21 protein-coding genes and 1 pseudogene are annotated in these 23,815 nt (G+C 73.1%); 14 read left to right on the top strand and 8 right to left on the bottom strand.

The annotated features are described in order from the left end of the window. Positions 1–244 precede the first annotated feature (244 nt). Positions 245–1,204 (bottom strand): annotated as a pseudogene (locus M1O15_RS21290) (alpha/beta fold hydrolase); the annotation flags it as partial. 148 nt (positions 1,205–1,352) lie between these two features. On the opposite strand from M1O15_RS21290, the gene M1O15_RS21285 reads away from it, so the two are divergent. The 4 genes from M1O15_RS21285 (at position 1,353) to M1O15_RS21270 (ending at position 3,478) form a co-directional block, all read left to right on the top strand. Further along, a complete protein-coding gene (locus M1O15_RS21285; protein WP_248635693.1) occupies positions 1,353–1,649 on the top strand; it encodes an Rv3202a family protein in 297 nt (98 codons plus the stop codon). 271 nt (positions 1,650–1,920) lie between these two features. Continuing rightward, positions 1,921–2,637: a TetR/AcrR family transcriptional regulator gene (locus tag M1O15_RS21280; protein ID WP_505017678.1), complete on the top strand. Its 717-nt coding sequence runs from the start codon at positions 1,921–1,923 to the stop codon at positions 2,635–2,637. A 147-nt stretch (positions 2,638–2,784) separates the two neighbouring features. Beyond that, complete coding sequence (locus M1O15_RS21275) at positions 2,785–3,012, top strand: DUF3107 domain-containing protein (protein WP_248635692.1); 228 nt, start codon at positions 2,785–2,787, stop codon at positions 3,010–3,012. A gap of 190 nt (positions 3,013–3,202) precedes the next feature. Beyond that, positions 3,203–3,478: a hypothetical protein gene (locus tag M1O15_RS21270; protein ID WP_248635691.1), complete on the top strand. Its 276-nt coding sequence runs from the start codon at positions 3,203–3,205 to the stop codon at positions 3,476–3,478. A 55-nt stretch (positions 3,479–3,533) separates the two neighbouring features. Here M1O15_RS21270 and M1O15_RS21265 read toward each other — a convergent pair whose 3' ends face one another. Then, a complete protein-coding gene (locus tag M1O15_RS21265) occupies positions 3,534–4,418 on the bottom strand; it encodes a ferritin-like fold-containing protein (protein ID WP_372499527.1) in 885 nt (294 codons plus the stop codon). Between the two features lie 501 nt (positions 4,419–4,919). On the opposite strand from M1O15_RS21265, the gene M1O15_RS21260 reads away from it, so the two are divergent. Both M1O15_RS21260 and M1O15_RS21255 read left to right on the top strand, forming a co-directional pair. Continuing rightward, the gene (locus tag M1O15_RS21260; RefSeq protein WP_308282378.1) at positions 4,920–7,220 is read left to right on the top strand and encodes a DEAD/DEAH box helicase; all 2,301 of its coding nucleotides are present in this window, start codon (positions 4,920–4,922) and stop codon (positions 7,218–7,220) included. Between the two features lie 155 nt (positions 7,221–7,375). Continuing rightward, on the top strand, positions 7,376–8,254 hold the full coding sequence (locus M1O15_RS21255) for an alpha/beta fold hydrolase (RefSeq protein ID WP_248635689.1): 879 nt from the start codon (positions 7,376–7,378) through the stop codon (positions 8,252–8,254). 30 nt (positions 8,255–8,284) lie between these two features. On the opposite strand, the gene M1O15_RS21250 is transcribed toward M1O15_RS21255, so the two are convergent. Beyond that, positions 8,285–9,118 (bottom strand): NYN domain-containing protein, encoded by an 834-nt coding sequence (locus M1O15_RS21250; RefSeq protein WP_248635724.1) that lies wholly within the window; start codon positions 9,116–9,118, stop codon positions 8,285–8,287. 378 nt (positions 9,119–9,496) lie between these two features. Here M1O15_RS21250 and M1O15_RS21245 point away from each other — a divergent pair, with 378 nt between their 5' ends. Beyond that, entirely contained in the window at positions 9,497–9,649 is a 153-nt protein-coding gene (locus tag M1O15_RS21245; RefSeq protein WP_248635688.1) for a DUF8834 family protein, read from the top strand. 143 nt (positions 9,650–9,792) lie between these two features. On the opposite strand, the gene M1O15_RS21240 is transcribed toward M1O15_RS21245, so the two are convergent. From M1O15_RS21240 to M1O15_RS21230, 3 genes are all read right to left on the bottom strand, one after another. Beyond that, positions 9,793–10,398 carry a MarC family protein gene (locus tag M1O15_RS21240; protein ID WP_248635687.1) on the bottom strand — a complete coding sequence of 202 codons (606 nt, stop codon included), beginning with the start codon at positions 10,396–10,398 and terminating at the stop codon, positions 9,793–9,795. A gap of 284 nt (positions 10,399–10,682) precedes the next feature. Beyond that, positions 10,683–11,600 carry a PHP domain-containing protein gene (locus M1O15_RS21235; protein ID WP_248635686.1) on the bottom strand — a complete coding sequence of 306 codons (918 nt, stop codon included), beginning with the start codon at positions 11,598–11,600 and terminating at the stop codon, positions 10,683–10,685. Positions 11,601–11,683: 83 nt separating this feature from the next. Continuing rightward, positions 11,684–12,322 (bottom strand): DUF6758 family protein, encoded by a 639-nt coding sequence (locus tag M1O15_RS21230; RefSeq protein ID WP_248635685.1) that lies wholly within the window; start codon positions 12,320–12,322, stop codon positions 11,684–11,686. A 169-nt stretch (positions 12,323–12,491) separates the two neighbouring features. Between M1O15_RS21230 and M1O15_RS21225 the strand changes: the two genes are divergently transcribed. The 3 genes from M1O15_RS21225 (at position 12,492) to M1O15_RS21215 (ending at position 17,530) form a co-directional block, all read left to right on the top strand. Then, the gene (locus tag M1O15_RS21225) at positions 12,492–13,757 is read left to right on the top strand and encodes an MFS transporter (protein ID WP_248635684.1); all 1,266 of its coding nucleotides are present in this window, start codon (positions 12,492–12,494) and stop codon (positions 13,755–13,757) included. A gap of 84 nt (positions 13,758–13,841) precedes the next feature. Then, the gene (locus M1O15_RS21220; RefSeq protein WP_248635683.1) at positions 13,842–14,279 is read left to right on the top strand and encodes a hypothetical protein; all 438 of its coding nucleotides are present in this window, start codon (positions 13,842–13,844) and stop codon (positions 14,277–14,279) included. Next, entirely contained in the window at positions 14,276–17,530 is a 3,255-nt protein-coding gene (locus tag M1O15_RS21215; protein ID WP_248635682.1) for a HEAT repeat domain-containing protein, read from the top strand. Before M1O15_RS21220 ends, M1O15_RS21215 begins: the two co-directional genes overlap by 4 nt. Before the next feature lie 3 nt (positions 17,531–17,533). Here M1O15_RS21215 and M1O15_RS21210 read toward each other — a convergent pair whose 3' ends face one another. Continuing rightward, positions 17,534–18,151 (bottom strand): suppressor of fused domain protein, encoded by a 618-nt coding sequence (locus tag M1O15_RS21210; RefSeq protein WP_248635681.1) that lies wholly within the window; start codon positions 18,149–18,151, stop codon positions 17,534–17,536. Positions 18,152–18,821: 670 nt separating this feature from the next. Between M1O15_RS21210 and M1O15_RS21205 the strand changes: the two genes are divergently transcribed. Beyond that, positions 18,822–19,955, top strand: a complete 1,134-nt coding sequence (locus M1O15_RS21205) for a magnesium and cobalt transport protein CorA (protein ID WP_248635679.1) — start codon at positions 18,822–18,824, stop codon at positions 19,953–19,955. Positions 19,956–19,987: 32 nt separating this feature from the next. Continuing rightward, positions 19,988–20,527, top strand: a complete 540-nt coding sequence (locus M1O15_RS21200) for a hypothetical protein (RefSeq protein ID WP_248635677.1) — start codon at positions 19,988–19,990, stop codon at positions 20,525–20,527. A 26-nt stretch (positions 20,528–20,553) separates the two neighbouring features. On the opposite strand, the gene M1O15_RS21195 is transcribed toward M1O15_RS21200, so the two are convergent. Beyond that, positions 20,554–21,336: a hypothetical protein gene (locus tag M1O15_RS21195; protein WP_248635676.1), complete on the bottom strand. Its 783-nt coding sequence runs from the start codon at positions 21,334–21,336 to the stop codon at positions 20,554–20,556. 405 nt (positions 21,337–21,741) lie between these two features. Between M1O15_RS21195 and M1O15_RS21190 the strand changes: the two genes are divergently transcribed. Then, a complete protein-coding gene (locus M1O15_RS21190; RefSeq protein ID WP_248635675.1) occupies positions 21,742–23,127 on the top strand; it encodes a magnesium transporter MgtE N-terminal domain-containing protein in 1,386 nt (461 codons plus the stop codon). Positions 23,128–23,146: 19 nt separating this feature from the next. Beyond that, on the top strand, positions 23,147–23,803 hold the full coding sequence (locus M1O15_RS21185; protein WP_248635723.1) for a DUF1003 domain-containing protein: 657 nt from the start codon (positions 23,147–23,149) through the stop codon (positions 23,801–23,803). Positions 23,804–23,815: the final 12 nt, after the last annotated feature.

The following is a 23,815-nucleotide window of genomic DNA, read 5'->3' as shown; positions in this document are numbered from 1 at the left end:
CACCCCCGGTGCGAGCCTCGCCCTCCTGGCCACCCCCGGTGCGAGCCTCGCCATCCCGGCCACCCCCGGTGCGGGCCCCGCCGCCCCGGCCGACCTCGGTACGAGCCTCACCGCCTCGGCCACCCCCGGTGCGGGCCTCGTCGTCCCGGCCGTCCTCGGTACGGACCTCGCCGTCCCCGGCGCCCACGTGCGCCCCGGCCCGTTCGGCACCGCCGTGTCCGGCCCCGACCCGTTCGCCGTGCCCGGCCCCGCCGCGTTCGCGGATCAGTTCCCGTATCGCGGTGGCGACGGTCTCCGGGTACTCCATCATCGCCACATGCCCCGCGTCCGGGAGGGTCAGCATCCGGGCGTCGCGGAAGGCGCGGGCGGCCCGGCTCGCCATCCGGAACGAGATCAGCCGGTCGCGGCCGCCGTACACCAGCAGCGTCGGGGCGAGCACCCGCTCGGCCTGCCGCCACAGCCCGTGCTGGCCACCGAGCGTGTACGCGTCGACCAGACCGCGTGTCGAGCGGGCCATGGCGTCCCAGAAGTAGGGGAGCGCGAGGCGGCGCTCCATCTCCTCCACCGCGTTGCGGAAGCCCTCCTCGGTGACCCGGCCCGGGTCCCCGTAGCAGAGGGCCGTCACCCCGCGGACGCGTTGCTCGGCGGTCCACCCCTTGGTGAGCCGGGTGAGCAGGGCGGCGGCGCCGGGCACCGCGAGCAGGGCGGTGGGCCAGGTGTCGCGCTGGACGCGGATCTCGGGCAGCGCCGGGGAGACCAGGGTCAGAGTGCGCACCAGGTCCGGCCGCAGCGCGGCGATCCGGGTGCTGACCGCGCCGCCCAGGGAGTTGCCGATCAGATGGACCGGCCCGCGGCCGCCCGCGTCGAGCAGCCGGATCACCGCCCGGGCGTGACCGGTCACCGAGTAGTCGCCGTCGTCCGGCGGGGGCGAGTCACCGAAACCGGGCAGGTCGACGGCCTCGCCGTCCACGATGTCCGCCAGCAGCGGCATCAGCGCCGACCAGTTCTGGGACGAGCCGCCGAGGCCGTGCACGTAGAGGGCGGGCGGCAGTCCGGTGCGGTCCGACGGGCGTTCCCGCACGTTGAGCGTCAGACCGGGCAGCGTCACGGTGCGCAGCCGCTCCCCCTCCGCGACCCGCACCGCGCTCACCCTCGGGCCGGCCACGGTGGCGGCGAGGGCTTCCGGCAGCTCGGTCGAAGACATGCGGCAATGTTACGAGAGGATCACGCTCCCCCTGGTGTGTTCGCCGTCACAGGCCGCATGGCGTTGCCCGGGGGTCCTGCATACGCTCGTGTCTGTGGGCATCCGACCCCGGTGACCGTCGAGTACCGATCCGCGTGAGAGGGAGCACATGAGCGCCGACCCCACTGATCCCGAGACCTTCGAGACCTTCGAGACCTTCGACCGGAACGAGGCGGACGAGGCGGAGGAGTCCGAGGCCCGGGCGGAGGACGAGCGGGCCGCCGAGCGGGAGGCGGCGGCCCCCTTGGACGAGGAGTCCCCCGAGGGGGACGTAGCGGAGCAGCGGGCGGAGTGGCAGCAGCGCGGCGACGAGCCGCTGACCGGCGTCGACCCGGCCAGTGCGAACGAGGCCGATGCGATCGAGCAGACCCGGGTGGTCAGTCTGGACGAGGACGACTACCGCTGAGGCAGCGGCCTCCGGGGCATTCCGCCCGGGGCGTTCCATGGGAGCCGCCATGGGAGCCGCGCCGCCGGGAGTGACGGCCCCGAGCCGGTCCGCGTATATGCGACCGGCCCGGGGCTGGTCCCGACCCCTCGGTCGGTTTAACGTTGAATCGCCGTCGGCCCGGGCCGTCCGGTACGTGAAATTTCGCGCTCGCACCGCACACAGGCGGGTTACCCAAAAGTACGATGGCGGCGCGGCGCACAGCGCGCATGAATCTATTTCAGGAGGCGGCGTGACAGCCATCGAGCAGACGGAGGCGGCGCGCCCTAGGGGCACGCGACTGCCGCGCCGGGCCCGACGGAACCAGCTGCTGGGCGCGGCCCAGGAAGTGTTCGTGGCGCAGGGCTACCACGCGGCCGCGATGGATGACATCGCCGAGCGCGCCGGCGTCAGCAAGCCCGTGCTGTACCAGCACTTCCCGGGGAAGCTGGAGCTCTACCTGGCGCTGCTCGACCAGCACTGCGAGTCGCTGCTCCAGGCGGTGCGCACGGCGCTCGCGTCGACCACCGAGAACAAGCAGCGGGTGGCCGCGACGATGGACGCCTACTTCGCGTACGTGGAGGACGAGGGCGGCGCGTTCCGGCTGGTGTTCGAGTCCGACCTGACCAACGAGCCCGCGGTGCGCGAGCGGGTCGAGCGGGTGTCGCTCCAGTGCGCCGAGGCGATCTCGGAGGTCATCGCCGAGGACACCGGGCTGTCCAAGGACGAGTCGATGCTGCTCGCCGTCGGGCTCGGCGGGGTCTCCCAGGTGGTGGCCCGCTACTGGCTCTCCAGCGAGTCCCCGATCCCCCGTGGCACCGCGGTGCAGCTGCTCACCTCGCTGGCCTGGCGGGGCATCGCCGGCTTCCCGCTGCACGGCAGCGAGAACCACGGCACGGACAGCCACGGCGGCGAGCACCAGGGCAGTGACGTGCACGGCACGGAGAACCACGGCGGCGCGAACCGCTGATCGACCGGCCCCTCCCCGTACGGGCCGGGGGTGCTGTTCGCTCCTGGCGTGCGGCTCCGCGCCCTGAGGCGTCCGCTCCCCGGGCTAATCTGTGCAGCGTACGGCGCGGTCGACCGCGCAACGCTGACCGTTCGGAGGGACATAGCCGTGGAGGTCAAGATCGGCGTGCAGCACGCACCCCGGGAGATCGTTCTGGAGAGCGGGCAGTCCGCCGAGGAGGTGGAGCAGCTGGTGGCCCAGTCGCTGGCCGGGAAGTCGCAGCTGCTGAGCCTGACGGACGACAAGGGCCGCAAGGTGCTGGTGCCGTCGGAGCGGATCGCCTATGTGGAGATCGGCGAGCCGACGGCGCGGCGGGTGGGCTTCGGCACGCTCTGAGCGGTGGTACGACGAGAGGCCCGGCGGCTGGTCCGCCGGGCCTCCGCCATGTTCCGGGCCCGGCTCTTCGCCCTGTCGACGTATCGACAAAAGGGCCTCCGGCCCCCGGGATGATGATTGCGTTTCCGGTGCATCGGGTACTACGGCCATGACCGTTTTGCCCGCCCCGCCGACCGCGAGGTGATCCGTAGTGTTCTGGGAAGCTCTCGGCTCCGTCATGCTCGGGCTGGCCCTCTCCTGGGCGGCCGCCCACCGGCTCCCGGACCGGCTCCCCGCCCGCCGTGTGGTGCTGGCCTCGGGCACGCTCGGAGCCCTGTTCGGCGCCCTGGTGACACACGCCGCGCTCGGCCCCGGGAACGCGCCGGGCACCCTCGTCGGCGCCGTCGCGGTCGCGGCGGTCGTCCTGTCGCTGCTGCTGCGCCCGACCACCCGCCGTATGCGCCGATCAGCGGCGACCCAGAGCTGAGCCGCCACCCAGAGCTGAGCCGCCGGGCCCGGCCGCCGCGGAAGGCGGACCGGACTCAGGACGCGAGGCCGAGTGCCGCCATGCGCTTGGTGTGGGCCTTGGTGATACGGGAGAACATCTCGCCGACCGCCGCCAGGTCGAAGCCGTCCGCGACCCCGCCGACCAGCATGGTGGAGAGCGCATCCCGGTCCGCCACCACCCGCTGCGCCTGGGAGAGGGCCTCGCCCATCAGCCGGCGCGCCCACAGGGCCAGCCGCCCGCCGACCCGGGGGTCGGCCTCGATGGCGGCCCGCACCTTCTCCACCGCGAAGTTGCCGTGACCGGTGTCGTCCAGCACCGCGACGACCAGGGCGCGGGTGTCGGAGTCCAGCCGGACCGCCACCTCCCGGTAGAAGTCGCTGGCGATCGAGTCGCCCACGTACGCCTTGACCAGGCCCTCCAGCCAGTCGGAGGGCGCCGTCTGCCGGTGGAACTCGTCCAGTGCCTTGGCGAACGGCTCCATCGCGCCGGTCGGCTCGGCGTCGATCGCGGTCAGCCGGTCCCGCAGCCGCTCGAAGTGGTGGAACTCGGCCGACGCCATCTTGGCCAGTTCCGCCTTGTCCGCCAGGCCCGGCGCCAGCTTGGCGTCCTCGGCGAGCCGCTCGAAGGCCGCCAGCTCCCCGTACGCCAGCGCGCCCAGCAGATCCACCACGGCGGCGCGGTACTGGGGCTCGGCCGAGGCGGCGGCCCAGCCGAGGGCGGCGATCCCGGTCGGCTGCTCGGCCGGCTCCCCGGTGGGCTGCTCCGCCGGCCGCTCTCCGAGAGGGGTCGACTGCTCTCCGAGAGAGGTCGACTGCTCTGCGGGGGAGGTCTGCCGCTCTCTCAGGGGGGCGGCGGAATCGGCCGAGGAAGCGTCGTCAGCGGGGGTGTTGGCGGGGTCTGGCGTCTCCATGGAGCGCACAATAGCCCGCCCGTCCTGCCCCGGATGGCCCCGGTCGTCCACTGTGACCTCCACCTCCTTGTGAATTGGCACAACACGCCTGCGCCATTCCGGGGTACAGTGGTAATGCGCCTGCTGAGCATGCAGTGGTTTCTCGTATGTACTCGGCGGGCCGTCTCATGAATGAGGATGCCCGGTCGGTGGCCCGATCGGCTCCGACCCGACAGCCCTCCGTGCGCGCGTCAGCGCCGCATGCGAGGGGACCCTCAGCGGTATGACGCTAGAGCGACGGCAGTGGTCCCGCGCCACCCGAGGTCTCGTACGGGCTGCGGCCCGCCAGGGCCCGCGGCCGGACGTGACCGGCACGGTTCTGCACGGTAAGACCCCCAGCGTTCGCCTCATGCCGCGTCTCACAGAAGAGGCAGCACCCTGACTACGACTTTCCGAGAGCTCGGAATCCTTTCCGAGACGGCCGAGGCCCTCGAAGCCGTCGGCATCATCAACCCTTTCCCCATCCAGGAGATGACCCTCCCGGTCGCGCTCTCCGGCTCCGACGTCATCGGCCAGGCCAAGACCGGCACCGGCAAGACGCTCGGCTTCGGACTGCCGCTCCTGGAGCGGGTCACCGTCCCCGCCGACGTCGAGGCCGGCCGCGCCCGCCCCGATCAGCTCACCGACGCCCCGCAGGCGCTGGTGGTCGTCCCGACCCGCGAGCTGTGCACCCAGGTCACCAACGACCTGCTCACCGCCGGCAAGGTGCGCAATGTGCGCGTCCTCGCCATCTACGGCGGCCGGGCGTACGAGCCCCAGGTCGAGGCGCTGAACAAGGGCGTCGACGTGATCGTCGGCACCCCGGGCCGGCTGCTCGACCTGGCCGGCCAGCGCAAGCTGGACCTCTCCCACGTCAAGGCCCTCGTCCTCGACGAGGCCGACGAGATGCTCGACCTCGGCTTCCTGCCGGACGTCGAGAAGATCATCAACATGCTTCCGGCGCGTCGGCAGACCATGCTGTTCTCGGCCACCATGCCGGGCGCGGTGATCGGTCTGGCCCGCCGCTACATGTCGCAGCCCACCCACATCCGCGCCACCGCGCCGGACGACTCGGGCGCGACCGTCGCCAACATCACCCAGCACGTCTACCGCGCCCACTCCATGGACAAGCCGGAAATGGTCTCGCGCATCCTGCAGGCCGAGGGCCGCGGTCTGGCGATGATCTTCTGCCGGACCAAGCGGACGGCCGCGGACATCGCCGAGCAGCTGGAGCGGCGCGGATTCGCCTCCGGCGCGGTCCACGGCGACCTCGGCCAGGGCGCCCGCGAGCAGGCGCTGCGCGCCTTCCGCAACGGCAAGGTGGACGTGCTGGTCTGCACCGACGTCGCCGCCCGCGGTATCGACGTCGAGGGCGTCACGCACGTCATCAACTACCAGTCCCCCGAGGACGAGAAGACCTATCTGCACCGGGTGGGCCGCACCGGCCGCGCGGGTGCCAGCGGCACCGCGATCACCCTGGTCGACTGGGACGACATCCCGCGCTGGCAGCTGATCAACAAGGCGCTGGAGCTGGGCTTCAACGATCCGCCGGAGACCTACTCCACCTCCCCGCACCTCTACAGCGACCTGGACATCGCCGAGGGCACCAAGGGCATACTGCCGCGTGCCGAGCGGACCCGGGCCGGTCTGGACGCGGAGGAGCTGGAGGACCTGGGCGAGACCGGTGGCCGCGGCCGCTCCGGCCGTCCGCCGCGCTCCTCCTCCCGGTCCTCGGAAGGATCCCGCTCTTCGGACGGATCCCGTTCCCCGGACGGGTCGGGCCGGTCGGGCCGCCCGTCGGAGCGGACCGAGGAGCGTCCCGCCCGTACGCGCACTCCGCGCCGGCGCCGCCGCACCCGCGGCGGCGAGGCGGTCGGCTCCGCCCCCGTGGCGGAGACGGCGGCCCCCGCCACGACCGCTCCGGTGGCCCCGGTCACCCCGGTGGCTCCCGCCGAGGACGGTTCCACCGCGCCGCGCACCCCGCGCCGCCGTCGCCGTACCCGGTCCAACGCCCCGTCGGCGGCCGTCACCGCCACCGCCACGGTGGCGATCCCGGCCCAGGCCGCCGAGGCCAAGCCGGTCGCGGTCGCGGAGCCGGTGGCCGTCGTGGAGCCGGTGGCCGTCGTGGAGCCGGTGACGGTGCCCGAGCCGGTCGCCGCCGAGGAGCCCGCGGCCCCGGCCAAGCCCCGCCGGACCCGTAAGAAGGCCGTCGCGGAAGCCGCAGCCCCGGTCACCGAGGCGCCGGTCGAGGCGGAGGCCAAGCCGCGCCGTACGCGCAAGAAGGCCGTCGCCCCGGTCGAGCCGACCCCGGAAGCCGCCGAGGCCCTGGTCGAGATCGAGGCCGAGGCGAAGCCGCGCCGGACCCGTAAGAAGGCCGTCGCGGAAGCCGCAGCCCCGGTCACCGAGGCCCCGGCCGAGACCGAAGCCAAGCCTCGCCGGACCCGTAAGAAGGCCGTCGCGGAGCCCGCAGCCCCGGTCACCGAGACCCCGGCCGAGACCGAGGCCAAGCCCCGCCGGACCCGCAAGAAGGCCGTCGCGGAGCCCGTAGCCGCAGTCGCCGAGGCCCCGGCCGAGACCGAGGCCAAGCCCCGCCGGACCCGGAAGAAGGCCGTCGCGGAGCCCGCAGCCCCGGTCACCGAGACCCCGGCCGAGACCGAGGCCAAGCCCCGCCGGACCCGCAAGAAGGCCGTCGCCGCCGTCGAGCCGACCTCGGAGATCGCCGAGGCCGAGGTGAAGCCGCGTCGCACCCGTAAGAAGGCGGTCGCCGCGCAGCCCGAGCAGCCCGCAGGCTGATCGCTCGCCGTTCGGCATCCGACGGCCCCGTCACCACCCCTCCGGGGGTGGTGCGGGGCCGTCGGCGTCAGCGGCCCTGCTTCCGTGCCGACGTACGCGCACGGATGGCCGCAACCGCTCCCTCCCGGCGCGGGGCGCCCCGTTAGCCTCTTCCCATGAGCCGCCCGCCCACGTTCACCCCGCCGCCCGGCACCCGGTCCCACTCCCTGCGTACCGCGCGCGGCACCTTCGCCGTGCTCGACGCGGCTCCGCCCGGCGGTCCCGAGCGGGCCAGGGGCACCGCGCTGCTGGTGCCCGGGTACACCGGGTCCAAGGAGGACTTCATCGCCATGCTCCCGCCGCTGGCCGAGGCCGGCTGGCGGGCCGTCGCGGTGGACGGGCGCGGGCAGTACGAGAGCGAGGGGCCGGACGAGGAGTCCGCGTACGCGCTCGGAGAGCTGGCCCGCGATCTGCTGGCCCAGGTGGAGGCACTCGGCGCCGGCCGGGTGCAGCTGCTCGGCCACTCGCTCGGCGGGCTCGTCTCCCGGGCCGCCGTACTGCTCGATCCGGCTCCGTTCCGCACCCTCACCCTGATGTCGTCCGGACCGGCGCAGGTCGCGGCGGACCAGCGGGACAAGGTGAAGCTGCTGAGCGACGCCCTCACCGTGATGGACATGGCCCAGGTGTGGGAGGCGATCCGCGCCATGGACCCGCCGGAGGAGGCGGAGGAGGCGGTCGGCAACCGGGAGGACCTGCGCCGCCGCTGGCTGCGGAACAGCCCCGTCCAGCTCCGGGTGACCGGTCGTCAGCTGGTGGTGGAACCGGACCGGGTGGACGAGCTGGCGGCGCTGGGCGACCGGCTGCCGGTGCATGTGCTGTCCGGCGTACGGGACGAGGTCTGGCCGGTGTCGCTGCTGGACGAGATGGCCGTACGGCTCGGCGCCCACCGGACGCGGATCGCGGGCGCGGAGCACTCCCCCAACACCGACCGTCCGGAGGAGACCGCAGCGGCCGTGGCGGAGTTCTGGGCCGCCCACCAGGGGTCGGGCGCCTGACCCGCACACCCGATGACCGCACCGGGCGGTTCAGAGCCGGGACCGCAGATGGTCCCAGAAGCCGTCCCGCAGCGAGCGGCGCAGGACCGCGTGGCCGCGCAGCGACCGGCCGATCAGCCGCTCGGCCTCGATCAGCAGGTCCTGGTCGACGGGCCCCGGCAGATAGGGGTGGCCCGGGAGCAGCTCGGCGAGGAAGGCGGGGCCGCGCTCGCCGTACCAGGTGGCGGCGATCCGCTGGCCGACGAAGCGGACCTCGTCCCGGGAGGGCGGGGGCTCGCCCTCGTTCTCGTAAGTCGTCACCGGCCGACGGGTGACATACGGGCGGCAGAAGTCCAGCTCGAAGGTGCGGCTGCTGTCCACCTCCCAGAGCAGGGCCTCGGCCTGGTTGCGGCCCTCGGCCGCCTCGATGCCCCAGAGGTGGACCCGGGCGCCGTAGCCCTGGGCGGCCTCCACAGCGGAGACCAGGTCCTCGTCCCCGCCGACCAGCGCGGCGTCGCTGATGGCCCGGTGGCGCGCCAGGGACTCCAGGTCGGAGCGGATCAGCGAGTCGACGCCCTTCTGCTGGTTGCTGGCGTTGAGGTTGCCCAGGCGGACCTTGACGTCCGGGAGTTCGGCGATCGCCTGCTGCTCGGGGGTGTGGATACGGCGGCGGGCACCGTCGTACCAGTAGACGCGCAGCAGCCTGCTGTCGGCGAAGATCGTCCGGGCCTTGTCGATGAAGGCGTCGATCAGCCCCTCGGCGTCCAGGTCGAAGGCGCGCCGGTCCTCGGTGCCGACGCAAAGCAACCCGGCCGCAGCATGGACGTAACCCGCGTCGACGAAAATGGCATGGGTCGAGGGGGTCTTGGCCACCTCGGCGAGCATCCGCCGCAGGAGCTCATTGGTGTGCTCCAGCGTCCGCTCCAGGCGGGCGCCGAGCTCGGCGGCCGGCCCGTCACCGCCGCCGGGGGCCTGCCGGGGAGGGCCGGGGCTGTGGGCGCCGGGACTGTGGACGCGCGCGTCGAAGGTGTCGTCGTTCATACCGGACTCATTGTCCGCCACCCGCCGAGGGCGGAGGACCCGGATGGCCGACAGCGACCCTCGGTCCTTAGCCGCTCGAAAGTTTTATTTAGCGTAGGGAATGTTTGCAGGGTGCATCACGTTGGCACTCATACGCACAGCGCCACAGCCGCGTCCGCGGTCGTGTCGCGGCGCTCATGTTCTCCACTGGAGGATCAACTCATCGACGAAGGGAGAAGCCCCATGCGCTTCGAAATCCTGCGACTGGACGACATCGACGGCACCCCCGTCGACAGCACCGTCGTGGACGCCGCCTCCGTCAACACCATCGTGCAGCAGGCCGCCGCGATCGGTCAGCGCATCTGGATCCGCCCGGCCGAGGCCTCCGCCTCGTAACCGGCATCCACCGCCCGCCCCGACGGCAGACAGCCGGGAGGCGGCCGGAGTACGGACCACCGCGCCCCCGCACGGACTCCCCCGACCCCGGGAGAATCCGTACGGGGGCGCAGTGCTGTGTGGGGGCCCGGCAGGTACAGGACTCAGGCGCCCTGGATCACCTGGGTGACGCCGTTGATGATCTGCTGCACCGCGATGGCGGAGAGCATCATTCCGGCGAGCCGGGTCACCAGCACCACACCGCCGTCCTTGATGACCCGGATGATCACCAGCGAGTAGCGCATGGTCAGCCAGAGCACCCCGTGCATGGCGGCGATGGCGACCCAGACCGAGATCTGGTCCTCGACGCCCTTGGCGTGCTGCACGGCGAGGATGACCGAGACGATCGCACCGGGCCCGGCCAGCAGCGGCATGCCCAGCGGTACCAGGGCGACGTTGACGTCCTTGGTCTGCTTGGGCTCGTCGGTCTTCCCGGTGAGCAGGTCGAGCGCGATGAGCAGCAGGAGCAGCCCGCCGGCGATCATCAGGGCGGGGACGGAGACATGCAGATAGGCGAGGATCTGCTGGCCGAGGATGCCGAAGACGGTGATCACACCGAAGGCGACGGCGACGGCCTGCCAGGCCATTCGGCGCTGCACCTTGGCGGGCCGCCCGGAGGTGAGGGCCAGGAAGATCGGGGTGATTCCCGGCGGGTCCATGATGACGAAGAGGGTCAGGAAGAGGGAGCCGAAGACGGCGAGGTCGAACACGGTAGGCCTTGCGGTGAGGGGTGTACGTGCGGAGTGCCGCCGCGCCGGGCGGCGGGGCGACGGGAAGCGGCCGTGCGGGGCACGCACGGCGCGTGACGGAGGAGGTGGGGTACGGGATGAGGCGGCGCGGTGCCCCCGGCGGCAGCCCTCAGCCGAAGGCGACCGGCGGAGGCGGCCCTTCCGGCCCCCCCAGACGGAGACGGCCCCGGGAGACGCCGCCCTCCAACCGGCGGCGACCGGCGGAGGCGGCCCCTGGGCAGGGGCGCCGGGGCCGAAGCGGCTGCTCAGCCCTGGCGGCCGTCCGGAGTCCGGACGACCCGCGCATCATCCCGTGGGGCGGGGTCCTGCGGTCCGCCCGCGCCCGGGACGGGGAAGGCGCCGGTGGCCCGGCGGGTGATCTCCCCGTAGATCTCCGGGTCGGTGGTGTACTCACCGAGCCGGCAGGTCTTGCGGCTGCCGTGGTAGTCGCTGGAGCCGGTGGTCAGCAGCCCGTGGTCGGCGGCGAGGGCGCGCAGCCGCTGGCGGGCGGGCCCGTCGTGGTCCATGTGGTCGACCTCGACGCCGTCCAGTCCGCAGGCGGCCAGCTCGGCGATGACGGACTCGGAGACGGTGCGGCCGCGCTTGGCGGCGGCCGGGTGGGCCAGCACGGCGACCCCGCCGGCGCCCTTGATCAGCCGTACCGCGGTGAACGGGTCCAGCTCGTGCCGGGGGGCGTGGACCCGGCCGCCGTCGGCGAGCCACTCGGGCGTGAAGGCGTCGGAGACGGTGGCGACCAGGCCGAGTTCCACCAGGGCCTCGGCGATGTGCGGGCGGCCCACGGAGCCGTCCGCCGCGATGGCGGCGACCCGCTCCCAGGTGACCGGGACGCCCAGCTCGCGCAGCTTGCGGACCATGGCCTGGGCGCGGGGCACGCGGTCGTCGCGCACCAGCTCGCGCTCGCGCAGCAGCTCGGGCTCGTCGGGGTCGAAGAGGTAGGCCAGCATGTGCAGGCTGATGCCGTCCAGGCGGCAGGACAGCTCGGCGCCGGTGACCAGGGTGAGTCCGGCCGGGAGGGCGCCGATCGCCTCGGCGTGCCCGCGGGTGGTGTCGTGGTCGGTCAGCGCGACCGCGTCCAGACCGGCGGCCGCGGCCTTGCGGACCAGCTCGGCGGGGGTGTCCGTGCCGTCGGAGGCCGTGGAGTGGGTGTGCAGGTCGATGCGCACGGGCGGACTCCGGACGGGGGCTCGGGACGGACGGGGGGACGCTCAAGGATAACGGCCCCGGCTCCCCGGTCCTCCCGGCCGGCTCAGTCCAGCAGCTTGGGGGTGAGCGCCCCGCAGGGCAGCAGCTCCATCTCGGCACCGGCCTCGCGCAGGTCGGTGAGGACCAGTTCGTCGTAGAGCAGCATCCCGGACTTCTCCGGCCAGACGATGGCCCACAGCCACAGCCCGCGCGCCTCACCGGCGAAGACGGCCCGGTCCTCGGGGGCGCCCATGACGTTCCACAGCGGGGTGGGACGGCCGGCCGCGAGCACCTTGGCGTGCGGGCGGTTGTCGATCCGCATGTACGGGGCGGGGTCGGGGCCCTCCACACCGGCGTACCGGGCACCCAGGCCGACGCCCAGTTCCTCGGCGACCAGCAGCAGCTCGCCCACGCCGCCGAGCGGGGCGGGGCCGGAGCAGGCGACCACGGTGGCACGGCCCCCGCTGCGGTCGTCACCGGCGTAGGCGACCCCGGTGAACAGCCAGCCGACCGGCAGCGGCCAGGGCATCCAGACCGGGACCTTGGCGCGGTGGGTGGCCACGCCGAGCGCCTCGACGCTGGGTGGGATCACCGGTTGCAGCGGATGGACGGCGCCGTGCGCCTCGCACTGCCACGCGTCGGAGAAGAGACCGGGCGTCCGGACCCGGCCTCCGCACTTCGGGCAACTGGGTTCGCCCCTCATAGCGTTCCACGGTCCTCCCCGGGAGTCGGCTCGTCAAGGACGATCACCCGATCGGGGAAGCGGAAGTCGTCCCCACCCCTCGGCTGGGTGCCACTTGCATTCATTAGCCTGTCTAACTTAATATGTGTATATAGCACTTACATCTCGCGAGGCTGAGAAGGAGCCAGGCATGCGCGGAAAGGAACCGTCCACAGCGGAGCGGCCGACCGGGACGGACCCGCTCGACGAGGGGGCCGGCAGCATCCTGCGCCAGCCCAAGGCCGTCTGGGCCACCGCCGGGGCCTCCGTCGTCGCCTTCATGGGCATCGGCCTGGTCGACCCGATCCTGCCGTCCATCGCCCAAGGGCTGCACGCCAACGCCAGCCAGGTCTCCCTGCTCTTCACCTCCTACTTCCTGATCACCGCCGTGGCGATGCTGGTCACCGGCTTCGTCTCCAGCCGCATCGGCGGCAAGAAGACCCTGCTGGCCGGTCTCGCCCTGGTGATCGTCTTCGCCGCGCTGTCCGGCACCTCCGGCTCGGTCGGTGAACTGGTGGGCTTCCGGGCCGGCTGGGGCCTCGGCAACGCACTCTTCGTCTCCACCTCGCTCGCCGTGATCGTGGGCGCGGCGGCCGGCGGCAGCGCGGCGGCGATCCTGCTCTACGAGTCGGCGCTCGGCCTCGGTATGGCCTGCGGCCCGCTGCTCGGCGCCCTGCTGGGCGACGCCAGCTGGCGCTACCCGTTCTTCGGCACCGCCGCGCTGATGGCGGTCGGCTTCCTCTGCATCACCGTCTTCCTGAAGGAGCAGCCCAGGCCCGCCCGGAAGACCTCGCTGACCGACCCGCTCAAGGCGCTCGGCCACGGGGGGCTGGCCTCGGCCGCCGCCTCCGCGTTCTTCTACAACTACGCGTTCTTCACGGTGCTGGCGTTCACCCCGTTCGTGCTGGACATGACCCCGTACAAGTCCGGCGCGGTCTTCTTCGCCTGGGGTGTGCTGCTCGCGGTCTTCTCCGTGCTGGTCGCGCCCCGGCTCCAGGAGCGCTTCGGCTCGCTGAAGGTGCTGGGCGGCTCGCTGGTGCTGCTCGCCGCGGACGTGGTGGTCCTCGGCTACGGCAGCCACACCGCCGCGATCGTCTGCACCATCCTGTCCGGCGCGTTCATCGGCGTGAACAACACCGTCTTCACCGAACTGGCCCTCGGCGTCTCGGACGCGCCGCGCCCGGTCGCCAGCGCGGGCTACAACTTCGTCCGCTGGTTCGCCGCGGCCGCGGCGCCCTTCCTCGCCCCGAAGATCGAGGAGTGGACCAACGTCCACATCCCCTTCGTCGTCGCGGGCGCGGCCGCCCTGGTCGGCGCGGGCATCGTCTGGGTCCGCCGCCGGGCCCTCAGCCACCAGGCCGAGGAGCTCCAGCCGCAGCACGCGGTGGAGGACTCGGTGGCGGTCTTCGCCAACTGAGCCCTGGGTGAGGCTGGTTGCGCGGGGGTGCCCTTTCTTCCGAAGGGCGCCCCCGCGCCGTCGCGTTCCGGTGAAGATGGACGGATGACGGAACGGCGGCGGCGGTGGCTGGTCGGGGCGGGGGCGGTGCTCGTCCTCGCGGGCCTGGTGGTCTTCTTCGTGTTCCAGGGGCTGGACCGGGCCGACAAGTGGGCCGGAGTGGGCAGCTTCCTCCTGGGGCTGGGCCTGGCGGTGTACGGCCTGCGGGGCGGCGACTCCGCTGACGGAAGCGGGCAGTCGGCGGACGGGGCGACGGCCGGGGGGTCCATCAACCAGGTGCGGGGTGTGGCGGGGGACCTGACCATCGGCGGGTCCCGTCCGGCACCGCCCCCTCCGCCGGCCGAGGCCACTCCCCCGCCGCCGCCCACCGGTGGCGGCCAGTCGGCCCGGGGCGCGCGGGCCGGGGGCGGCCTCAACCAGGTGGACGGGGTGGGCGGCTCGGCCCGTATCGACGGGGACGGTACGGGGTCGGGGGCGCCGTGAGCGGGCTGTTCGGGCGGTGGTGGAAGGGCCAGCAGGCGTCCGGGGCGCGGGTCGGCGGCGACCTGGTCCAGATCAACGGGGTCCAGGGCTCGGTGGTGTTCGGCCCGCAGCCGGCCCCCGACCCGACCGAGGACGACTTCCAGGCGGCGTACACCGCGTACGCCAAGCGGCTGCGGGAGCGGTACGGACGGCTGGACCTGGAGGTGCTGACACCCCTGCACGAGCAGGGCGAACACCCCGCCGTGCGGCTGCGGGAGATATTCGTGCCCCAGTCGGTGCGCGCCGACCCGCCACCGGTGGAGCTGCCCCGGGATGTCGTCCAGCGGCTGCGGGAGGCGGGCGCGGACGACGCGCTGCCGCAGTTCCTCGGCATGGACCGCTTCATGGTGGAGCGGATGCGCCAGGAGTACGAGGCGCGCCCCGCCCTTCCGGTGCTGGAGGTGCTGAGCGACCCGGAGCACACCCGGCTGGTGTTGCTCGGCGACCCGGGAGCCGGCAAGTCCACCCTCGCCCGCTATCTGGCGCTGGCGCTCACGGCGGAGGGCGGGCCGCCCCCGGAGCTGGGGCGGCTGGACGGCCGGCTGCCGCTCGTCGTGGAGTTGCGGATGTACGCGGAGGCCGCCTGGCGGGACCGTACCTTCGAGGACTTCCTCGGGCACCTCCATGAGGACGAGGGCCTGGGGCTTCCGCCCGGGATGCTGGGCGAGTGCCTGGCCGGGACCGGTCCGCGCGCGGCGCTCGTGGTCTTCGACGGCCTGGACGAACTCTTCGAGAAGGACGTCCGCAACGCGGTGGCCCGCCGTATCGCCGGATTCGCCGCGAAGTACCCGGCGACCCGCGTCGTGGTCACCTCCCGCCGGATCGGGTACCAGCGGGCGGTACTGGACGGCGCGGGCTTCACCGACTTCATGCTCCAGGATCTGGACCGGGAGCGGATCGGGGCCTTCTGCCACCGGTGGTTCGCCCTGGCCTGCCCGGACGATCCGGCGAACGCCCGGCGGCTGGAGCAGCGGGTGCTGACGGCGGTGGACGGCTCCGCCTCCGTACGCTCCCTGGCGGGCAATCCGCTGATCCTCACCATCCTGGCCATCATCGGCCGCCGCCGTGAACTCCCCCGCGACCGGCGGGCGGTGTACGAGCACGCGATGGCGGTGCTGGTCGAGCACTGGGATCCGAGCCGGTTCCTCAGGGACCGCCGGGTCGAGGAGCACCTGCCGTACCTGGGACCCGAGGACAAGCTGGAGCTGCTGCGGCTGGTGGCCCGCCGGATGCAGGAGGGCGAGGGCGGAATCGCGGGCAACCACATCGCGGGCCCGGACCTCATCGACACCTTCGAGACCTATCTGACCGGCCGCTACGCCCTGCCCCCCGACCGTGCGGTCACCGCCGCGCGGATCATGCTGGACCAGTTCCAGCACCGCAACTTCGTGCTCAGCCTGTTCGGCGGCGGGGTCTACGGCTTCGTCCACCGCACCTTCCTGGAGTACCTGGTGGCCATCGACCTGGTCCACCGCTTCCAGAGTGAACGCAGCGTGAGCGAGGAGGAGCTGTACGGGATCTTCGCGGCCTACTGGGAGGACCCGGCCTGGCACGAGATCCTGCTGCTGCTCAGCGGACTCCTGGACGAGCGGTTCGCCGGACGGGCCATCGATCGCGTGCTGGCGGCGCGCCCGTTCGGGGAGCGGGCGGTGGCGGGCGACGACAGCAGTTTCGCGGAACTCCTGCTCGCCGCCGAGTGCCTGGCGGAGGTACGCAGACCCGGCCTGGTGGAGGCGCAGACCGTGAGCCTGGTGCGGCTGCTGATCAGGACCGTCGAGGTGCACCGGAGAATCGGGACCGGTTGGTATCCGCCGGCCGACACCCTCGCCAGGACCGGAGCCGCGCTACGGGCCCTCGGGCCACGCTGGCCAGGGTTGTCGGGGCTGGTGGATTGGTACGTCCGGGACGGGCAGTACGGGCAGGCCCAGAGCGCTGAGATCCTGCACAACTCCGCCGAGGCCATGGCGGGCCTGGTGGTGGCCCTGCTGGCCGCCGGGGAGGACAGGGAAGCGGCACTGCGCACCCTGATCGCCCCGGAGCACACCCCGGCGACCCGATCGGCGGCACTGCGCGCCCTGTTCGCCCGGCCGCGGGACGGTGGCCCCCCTGCCGAGGAATTCCTCGCCTTTGTGCGACGGCTCGCCGCCGAGGACGGCAGCAAGGAGCTGCGGGCGCTGGCGCTCGCCCTGCTGGTGGAGGAGGGGCCTCATGTCACGCCGGACTTCGTGCGGCTGCGCGCCGCGCAGGACCCTCATCCCGATGTCCGTGCGGTGGGCCTGCGGTTGCTCGCCGCCACTCCCCCCTCGGACCGGGACAGGGCCGCGGTGGAGGCCTTCCTCCAGGAGCGGGCCCGAGTGGAGACGGAGGAGCTGCGGGTGGTGGTCCTCACGGCGATGTCCGACTCGTCATCGGAATCGCGACAGGAGCTGGTGGCACAGCTGCGGCAGACACCCTCCGTGGCGGCACGCCGGCAGGTGCTGGCGGAGCTGATGCTCCTACCCGGGCTGATCCCCTTCGCAGGGGATCTTGCGGAGGAATGGGCGGTCCGCGACCCGGACCCGGAGATCCGGTCCCACGCCCTGCGCGTCCTCACCCTCCGCTACCGAGGCCGGCCAAGGCTCGACGCGCTCTTCCGGCGACGGGCGGTGGAGGACGAGAGCGCCGAGGTGCGGGCCACCGCACTGCACTACCTGGAATCCCACTCCAACGGTGACGAGAAGGACTTCCTGCTTGACCGGCTCCGCCGGGACACCGCGGGCAGCGCCCGGGCCGTCGCCGTCGCGCTGCTCGCCGCGCACGACGACGCCGAGACCCGCTCGGCCGTCCTGGCCCAGGCCATCGGCGACGACGATCCCGCCGTGCGCACGGCGGTGGTCCAGGTGATCTACCTGGCGCACGACGACCACGCGCTCCAGACGCGTTTCATCCGCGATGACCCCTCCCCCGCCGTCCGCGCCGCCGCACTCCCGGCGCTGTCCCTGCGCGCCCTGCTCGACCCGAACGCACTGGCGCTCCTCATGGGCCTGTCCGCCCGCGATCCGCACCCGGACGTCCGTCTTCCCGCCCTCCGCGAGACCGTCCGGCGCGCCCCCGAGGTCCCCACCACCCTCGACCTGCTCGCCGACCGCGCCGCCCACGACCTCGACGAGGGCATCCGCACCTTCGCCCGGGACCTGCTCGACGCGCTCCGGCCCGAGCCGCTGGAACCGTAAACCTCAGTCCAGCCGTACGGCCCCCCGCCCCGGGTCCCGCAGATCCGTACCCCCCGTCAGCCATCGCTCCTGCAACGCGCCCGCCCCGTGCACCCGCTTCCAGGCGGCCTCGTTGGGGGTCATCGGGAGGAGGGGTAGGAAGCGGACCGGGTCCATCGGGTCGTCCAGCTCCAGGTCCTCGACCAGCCCGCCGGGCTCGGCCACCAGGACGGAGGTGAAGGGGGCGTCCGGCCAGAGGGGGGCGCCGGTGTCCAGGGAGGCGCCGGGGGCCACGACCACGCCCTCGACCTGCGGGGAGGCGGCGAGTACGGCGAGGGGGCGGAGCACCTGGTCGGTGTCGGCGCGCCCGGCGCGTACCGTCAGCAGCAGCTCGGCGCGCGGGCCCCTCACCGGGTCGGCGAGGACGGCGGTCGGGTCGGCCATCGGCTGGGCGGACATTCCGAGGGTGGCGTAGCGGACCAGCCGGCCGCCGCTGCCACCGCCGTCGGCGTCGGTGTCCACCGCGGTGAAGCGGAGCACCTCGATCCGGTCGGTGCCGAGGAAGGTGACCGAGGCCCGGGCGTCCGGTTCGCCGAGGGCGGTGCGCAGCCGGGCCTCGACCAGATCCAAAACTTCTGCCATGCGGCGAGCATAAAGCGCGTAAGGAATGGGCAGGCAACGGGTTTGGGCCTTGATCGGCTGCTACCCTGGCGGTCTGGTCGGGACGGCATGCCGAGCACGCCCTCCGGTCCCGACGGAAGACGTCCCTCACGGGGGACCGGCCGGAGGAGGTGGGGCTGCGATGGATCGAAGTCGATCGTGCAGTACCGGCAGCTCTTCCGCCCCAGTGGCCCGGCTCCGCTCCTGCTGATCGCGCCTTTCCGAGACCGAGACCCCGGACACACCGGGGAATCCCTCCGGGCGCCCGGGGAACACGAGCCGTGACCCGTCGGCACCTTCCGTGCCGACGTGCCCACCCGGTCGGCGCACGGCCCGCCCGGAACCGTACGGCGACGTACGGCCCCAGGGCACCGGTCCGCCGCACCGGCCCGCGCGGCCTCGGCCGTCCACCGGGTCCACGGCGCACTCAACGGAAGAGCGACGCACCGGTCTGCACACCACCGTCCGGTTTTGCCTGTCTGTAGCGAACGCCGTCACCGCGACACCGCGGTGCCGCCCGCTTTGCGGACGTCAGCCCGTACGACGCGCACGCACCACCCCGAGCACCACCCGCGCGTACGGCATCGAGGACGCCCCCATTCCGGGCTGTGCCACGCACCGCCGACGGCCCCTTTCGTGAAGGAGCCCGCCCATGTCGATGATCCGCGACCTGCGTGCAGTCGTACGCCCCTCCCTGCGCAAGAGCAGCCAAGGCCCGTACAACGGGTACAACTCCTACGACCCCACCCGCGACCCCTCGGCCTCCACCGCCGTGGTGGACTGCGCCGTCTACCGCGACGGGCGGCGGCAGAAGCAGGAGTCCGACGCCTGCCTCACCCCGCGCGAGGCGATGCGCCAGGTGCGCGACGGCGGTGGGTTCGCCTGGATCGGGCTGCACGAGCCCACCGAGAAGGAGTTCGCCGGGATCGCGGCCGAGTTCGGTCTGCATCCGCTGGCCGTGGAGGACGCCGTCCACGCCCACCAGCGCCCCAAGCTGGAGCGGTACGACGACACGCTGTTCACCGTCTTCAAGACGATCCACTATGTGGAGCACGCCGAGCTGACCGCGACCAGCGAGGTCGTGGAGACCGGCGAGGTGATGTGCTTCACCGGCCAGGACTTCGTGATCACCGTCCGGCACGGCGGCCAGGGCTCGCTGCGCAATCTGCGCCACCGGATGGAGGGCGATCCGGAGCTGCTGGCCAAGGGCCCCTCGGCGGTGCTGCACGCCATCGGCGACCATGTGGTGGACGGCTACATCCTGGTGGCCGACGCCGTCCAGACCGACATCGACCAGATCGAGATCGACGTGTTCTCGCCGCCCGCCAAGGGCACCACCCGCGGCACGGACACCGGGCGGATCTACCAGATGAAGCGCGAGATGCTGGAGTTCAAGCGCGCGGTCACCCCGCTGCTGCGGCCCATGCAGCTGCTGAGCGAGCGGCCGATGCGGCTGGTGGACCCGGACATCCAGAAGTACTTCCGGGATGTCGCCGACCACCTGGCCCGGGTGCAGGAGCAGGTCGTCGGCTTCGACGAGCTGCTGAACTCCATCCTCCAGGCCAACCTGGCGCAGGCGACCGTCGCGCAGAACGAGGACATGCGCAAGATCACCTCCTGGGCGGCGATCGTGGCCGTCCCGACGGCGGTCTGCGGGGTATACGGGATGAACTTCGACCATATGCCGGAGCTGCACTGGCGCTACGGCTACCCGATGGTGCTGGTCGGCATCATCGGCGTCTGCCTGGCCATCCACCGCACCCTGAAGCGCAACGGCTGGCTCTGAGCACCCGGCAGGGCCGGGGATAGGCTCCCGGTATGACGGAATCGCCGACGGTATCGGTCTCGCCCGAGCTGCTCGACCGGGCGCTGGCCGAGGAGGCCACCAAGAAGTCCGGCCTGGTCTGGGTGCGCGGCACCGGCCCCGCCCGGGCACTCTGGCACGTCTGGCACGAGGGCGCCGCCCATGTGGTCGGCGACGGGCCGGGCGAGCAGCCGCTGCCGGGCCTCGCCGACGGCTCGGTGGCCGAGGTCACCGTGCGCAGCAAGGACAAGGGCGGCCGGGTGGTCGGCTGGAGCGCCGAGGTGACCGAGCTGGCGCCCGGCTCGGAGGCCTGGGAGGCGGCGGTCGCCGAGCTGAAGGGCAAGCGGCTCAACGCCCCGGACGCGGAGACGATGACCGAGCGGTGGGCGCGGGAGTGCCGGGTGCTGCGGCTGGCCCCGCGTACCGCCTCCACCGAGCTGCCGGACGGCTCACTGGCCGCCGTACCGCTGCCCACCCCGGCCACCACCCGCCATCCGGTACCGCCCGCGCTGCCCCGGCTGCTGCTCCGGGGCCGGCGCGGTAGGCGGGCATAGGCCGGGCGGCCTGGGGTGGCCGGCTGTCAGCCGCCCGCGCGCGGCAGCTGGCGGCCGTAGTCCACGGACTGCTCCTTGGACGGCTCCTGGAGCGCGAAGTCCTCGTTCCAGTCGGACAGCACCACCACCCCGGCGTCCCCGCCGCGCTCGAACTTCAGCGGGTACGGCGTGCCCTCCAGCGAGACGTCGAGGGTGCCGCCCTCCCCGCCCGGGCCGCCGGCGACCTTGATGGTGCGGATGCCCCCGATGCTGTCGCGCTCGCCCTTGTGCAGCTCGCCGTGGAGCACCAGCAACCCGCCCAGCAGGGTGTTCATCTCGGTGAAGCCGCGCAGCTGCTTGTAGGACGGGTCGTCCTCGGGCACCTTCACGAACTTGCCACCGAGCTTCTTCGCCGCCTGCCGGTCGGCCTCGGTGGGCGCGTTCGACGCCTCCTCGGCATGCGTCCAGAACTCGGCGTCCGCCTTGAGGTAGAGGACGTCGCCGACCCGCAGCAGCTCGAAGGTGGTGTCGCCGTTCACCACCGAGCCGGCCGCCCCGGCGCCCTTGAGCCGCATGTTCAGCCGGTAGGTGCCGCCCTTGCTGACCAGGTTCCCGGCCAGCCGTACCGCCTCCGCGCCGCGCACCGCGTTTCGCGCCTTGGCCTCGATTCCGGCGGCGGTCAGCTTGCCCACCCCGTTGGTGCCCGCGTCCGGATCCGGCGGCGGGGGCTCCGTCCCGCCGCACGCGGTGAGGACCGCCGTGAGCCCCGCGCACAGGGCCACGGCCAGCGCGGCCCGGCGGGCACGCGGAACCGGGGGGAGGGTCGTCAACACTCTGCCTCTCGTCACGGCGTCGGATACGGGCCGGATGCGGTCGGATCGGATACGAGCCGGATGCGGGTCGATTACGGGGTCGCGGGGTGTCGCGGGGTGGGAATCGGGGGCGCCACGGGGGCGGCTGACCGCAGCGTACCGGTGCCGCCGGCGTACGCCTCCGGGGGTCGGACGGACGCCCTCCGCGGGGCTCCGCACGACAGCGGCCACCACCGGACGAATGCCTTCCGCGGACCGTGCCGAGGCACCCGGCGCGGCCGTCCGGGCGCCCTGCCTGGGCGGCCCGGAGCCCGACGGGCTAGCCTGAGGCCGCACGGACCAGTGGGTTTCATCGGCACGCGTCGGTACATCCGACACGGAGGTACACCCGAGTACATCCGCTACGGAAGGGAGGCGCGGAGCATGGCCGCGGGCGCTCCCCGGATCTTCGTCTCACACCTCGCCGGCGTTCCGGTCTTCGACCCCAACGGCGACCAGGTGGGGCGGGTCCGCGACCTCGTCGCGATGCTGCGGGTGGGCCGCCGGCCGCCGCGGCTGCTCGGCCTGGTGGTCGAGGTGATCGGCCGGCGGCGGATCTTCCTGCCCATGACCCGGGTGACCGGCGTCGAGTCCGGCCAGGTCATCACCACCGGCGTGCTCAATGTACGCCGCTTCGAGCAGCGCCCCACCGAGCGGCTGGTCCTGGGCGAGCTGCTGGACCGCCGGGTCCGGCTGGTCGAGGACGACGCCGAGGTGACCGTGCTGGACGTGGCCATCCAGCAGCTGCCGGCCCGCCGGGACTGGGAGATCGACAAGGTCTTCGTCCGCCGGGGCGGCGGCGGTGCGCTGCGCCGCCGGGGCGAGACGCTGACCGTGGAGTGGTCGGCGGTGACCGGCTTCTCGCTGGAGGAGGAGGGCCAGGGCGCGGAGAACCTGGTGGCCACCTTCGAGCGGATGCGCCCCGCGGACCTCGCCAACGTGCTGCACCACCTCTCCCCCAAGCGGCGCGCCGAGGTGGCGGCCGCCCTGGACGACGACCGGCTGGCCGACGTGCTGGAGGAGCTGCCGGAGGACGACCAGGTGGAGATCCTCGGCAAGCTGAAGGAGGAGCGGGCCGCCGACGTGCTGGAGGCGATGGACCCGGACGACGCGGCCGACCTGCTCTCCGAGCTGCCCGAGGACGACAAGGAGCGGCTGCTCACCCTGATGCGGCCGGACGACGCCGCCGACGTACGGCGGCTGATGTCGTACGAGGAGCGCACCGCGGGCGGCCTGATGACCACCGAGCCGATCGTGCTGCGGCCGGACGCCACGGTGGCCGACGCGCTGGCCCGGGTGCGCCGCCAGGACCTCTCCCCCGCGCTCGCCGCGCAGGTGTACGTGTGCCGGCCGCCCGAGGAGACGCCCACCGGGAAGTACCTGGGCACGGTGCACTTCCAGCGGCTGCTGCGGGACCCGCCCTTCACCCTGGTCTCGGCGATCGTCGACACCGACCTGGGGCCGCTCGCCCCGGACACCCCGCTGCCGGTGGTGACCAGCCACCTCGCCGCGTACAACCTGGTCGCCGCGCCGGTGGTGGACGACGGCGGTTCGCTGCTGGGCGCGGTCACCGTGGACGACGTACTGGACCACCTGCTGCCCGACGACTGGCGGGAGACCGAGTTCCACTCCCCGGAGGAGATCGGCCCGGACGGGATCGGGCGGCAGGACAGTGGCTCGGACCATGGCAGGGACCGCGGCTCGGACAGTGGCACCGGCGGTGGCACGGACCGGGCCGGCACATCGACGGAGGTCACCGGTGGCCGCTGAGCGCAACACCCAGGACCGGATGGGCCGCGCCGCCCAGGAGCGGATCGGCCGCAGCGGGCAGGAGCGGGCGGCCCGCGGCGCGCAGGAGCGGTCGCCGGCGGCCACCCCGCCCCGGATCAGGCTGGACCTGCCCCGGGAGCGGCGGCCCCGGCTGCTGCCCTCCTACGACCCCGACGCGTTCGGGCGGCTGTCCGAGCGGATCGCCCGCTTCCTGGGCACCGGGCGGTTCATCGTCTGGATGACGGTGGTGATCATCCTGTGGGTGGTGTGGAACATCTTCGCCCCCGCCCATCTGCGGTTCGACAACTACCCGTTCATCTTCCTCACCCTGATGCTCTCCCTCCAGGCCTCCTACGCGGCCCCGCTGATCCTGCTGGCGCAGAACCGCCAGGACGACCGGGACCGGGTCAACCTGGAGCAGGACCGCAAGCAGAACGAGCGCTCGATCGCCGACACCGAGTACCTGACCAGGGAGATCGCCGCGCTGCGGATGGGTCTCGGCGAGGTCGCCACCCGGGACTGGATCCGCTCCGAGCTGGAGGACCTGGTCCGCGACCTGCGCGAGCTGGAGGAGCTGAAGGAGTACAAGGACCTGAAGGAGCTCGACGGTCCCGGCGAGCGGAGCGGGGTGTTCCCGTCCCGCCGCGGTGGGACGAGTGACGAAGGCGACCGCTGACGGGCTTTCCGG

Origin of the sequence: Streptomyces lichenis (assembly GCF_023218175.1) — a bacterium.
Lineage (GTDB): Bacteria > Actinomycetota > Actinomycetes > Streptomycetales > Streptomycetaceae > Streptomyces > Streptomyces lichenis.
The sequence above is the reverse complement of the archived record's forward strand: the minus strand, read 5'-3'. Positions and strand labels throughout refer to the sequence as shown.

Excerpts from the sequence above, each read along its gene's own strand:
- M1O15_RS21190 (WP_248635675.1), top strand. The coding sequence starts at position 21,742 with ATGGCCGCGGGCGCTCCCCGGATCTTCGTCTCACACCTCGCCGGCGTT.
- M1O15_RS21225 (WP_248635684.1), top strand. The coding sequence starts at position 12,492 with ATGCGCGGAAAGGAACCGTCCACAGCGGAGCGGCCGACCGGGACGGAC.
- M1O15_RS21205 (WP_248635679.1), top strand. The coding sequence starts at position 18,822 with ATGTCGATGATCCGCGACCTGCGTGCAGTCGTACGCCCCTCCCTGCGC.
- M1O15_RS21220 (WP_248635683.1), top strand. The coding sequence starts at position 13,842 with ATGACGGAACGGCGGCGGCGGTGGCTGGTCGGGGCGGGGGCGGTGCTC.
- M1O15_RS21250 (WP_248635724.1), bottom strand. The coding sequence starts at position 9,118 with ATGCTCGCCGAGGTGGCCAAGACCCCCTCGACCCATGCCATTTTCGTC.
- M1O15_RS21185 (WP_248635723.1), top strand. The coding sequence starts at position 23,147 with ATGGGCCGCGCCGCCCAGGAGCGGATCGGCCGCAGCGGGCAGGAGCGG.
- M1O15_RS21230 (WP_248635685.1), bottom strand. The coding sequence starts at position 12,322 with ATGAGGGGCGAACCCAGTTGCCCGAAGTGCGGAGGCCGGGTCCGGACG.
- M1O15_RS21255 (WP_248635689.1), top strand. The coding sequence starts at position 7,376 with ATGAGCCGCCCGCCCACGTTCACCCCGCCGCCCGGCACCCGGTCCCAC.
- M1O15_RS21285 (WP_248635693.1), top strand. The coding sequence starts at position 1,353 with ATGAGCGCCGACCCCACTGATCCCGAGACCTTCGAGACCTTCGAGACC.
- M1O15_RS21210 (WP_248635681.1), bottom strand. The coding sequence starts at position 18,151 with ATGGCAGAAGTTTTGGATCTGGTCGAGGCCCGGCTGCGCACCGCCCTC.
- M1O15_RS21200 (WP_248635677.1), top strand. The coding sequence starts at position 19,988 with ATGACGGAATCGCCGACGGTATCGGTCTCGCCCGAGCTGCTCGACCGG.
- M1O15_RS21245 (WP_248635688.1), top strand. The coding sequence starts at position 9,497 with ATGCGCTTCGAAATCCTGCGACTGGACGACATCGACGGCACCCCCGTC.
- M1O15_RS21260 (WP_308282378.1), top strand. The coding sequence starts at position 4,920 with ATGACCCTCCCGGTCGCGCTCTCCGGCTCCGACGTCATCGGCCAGGCC.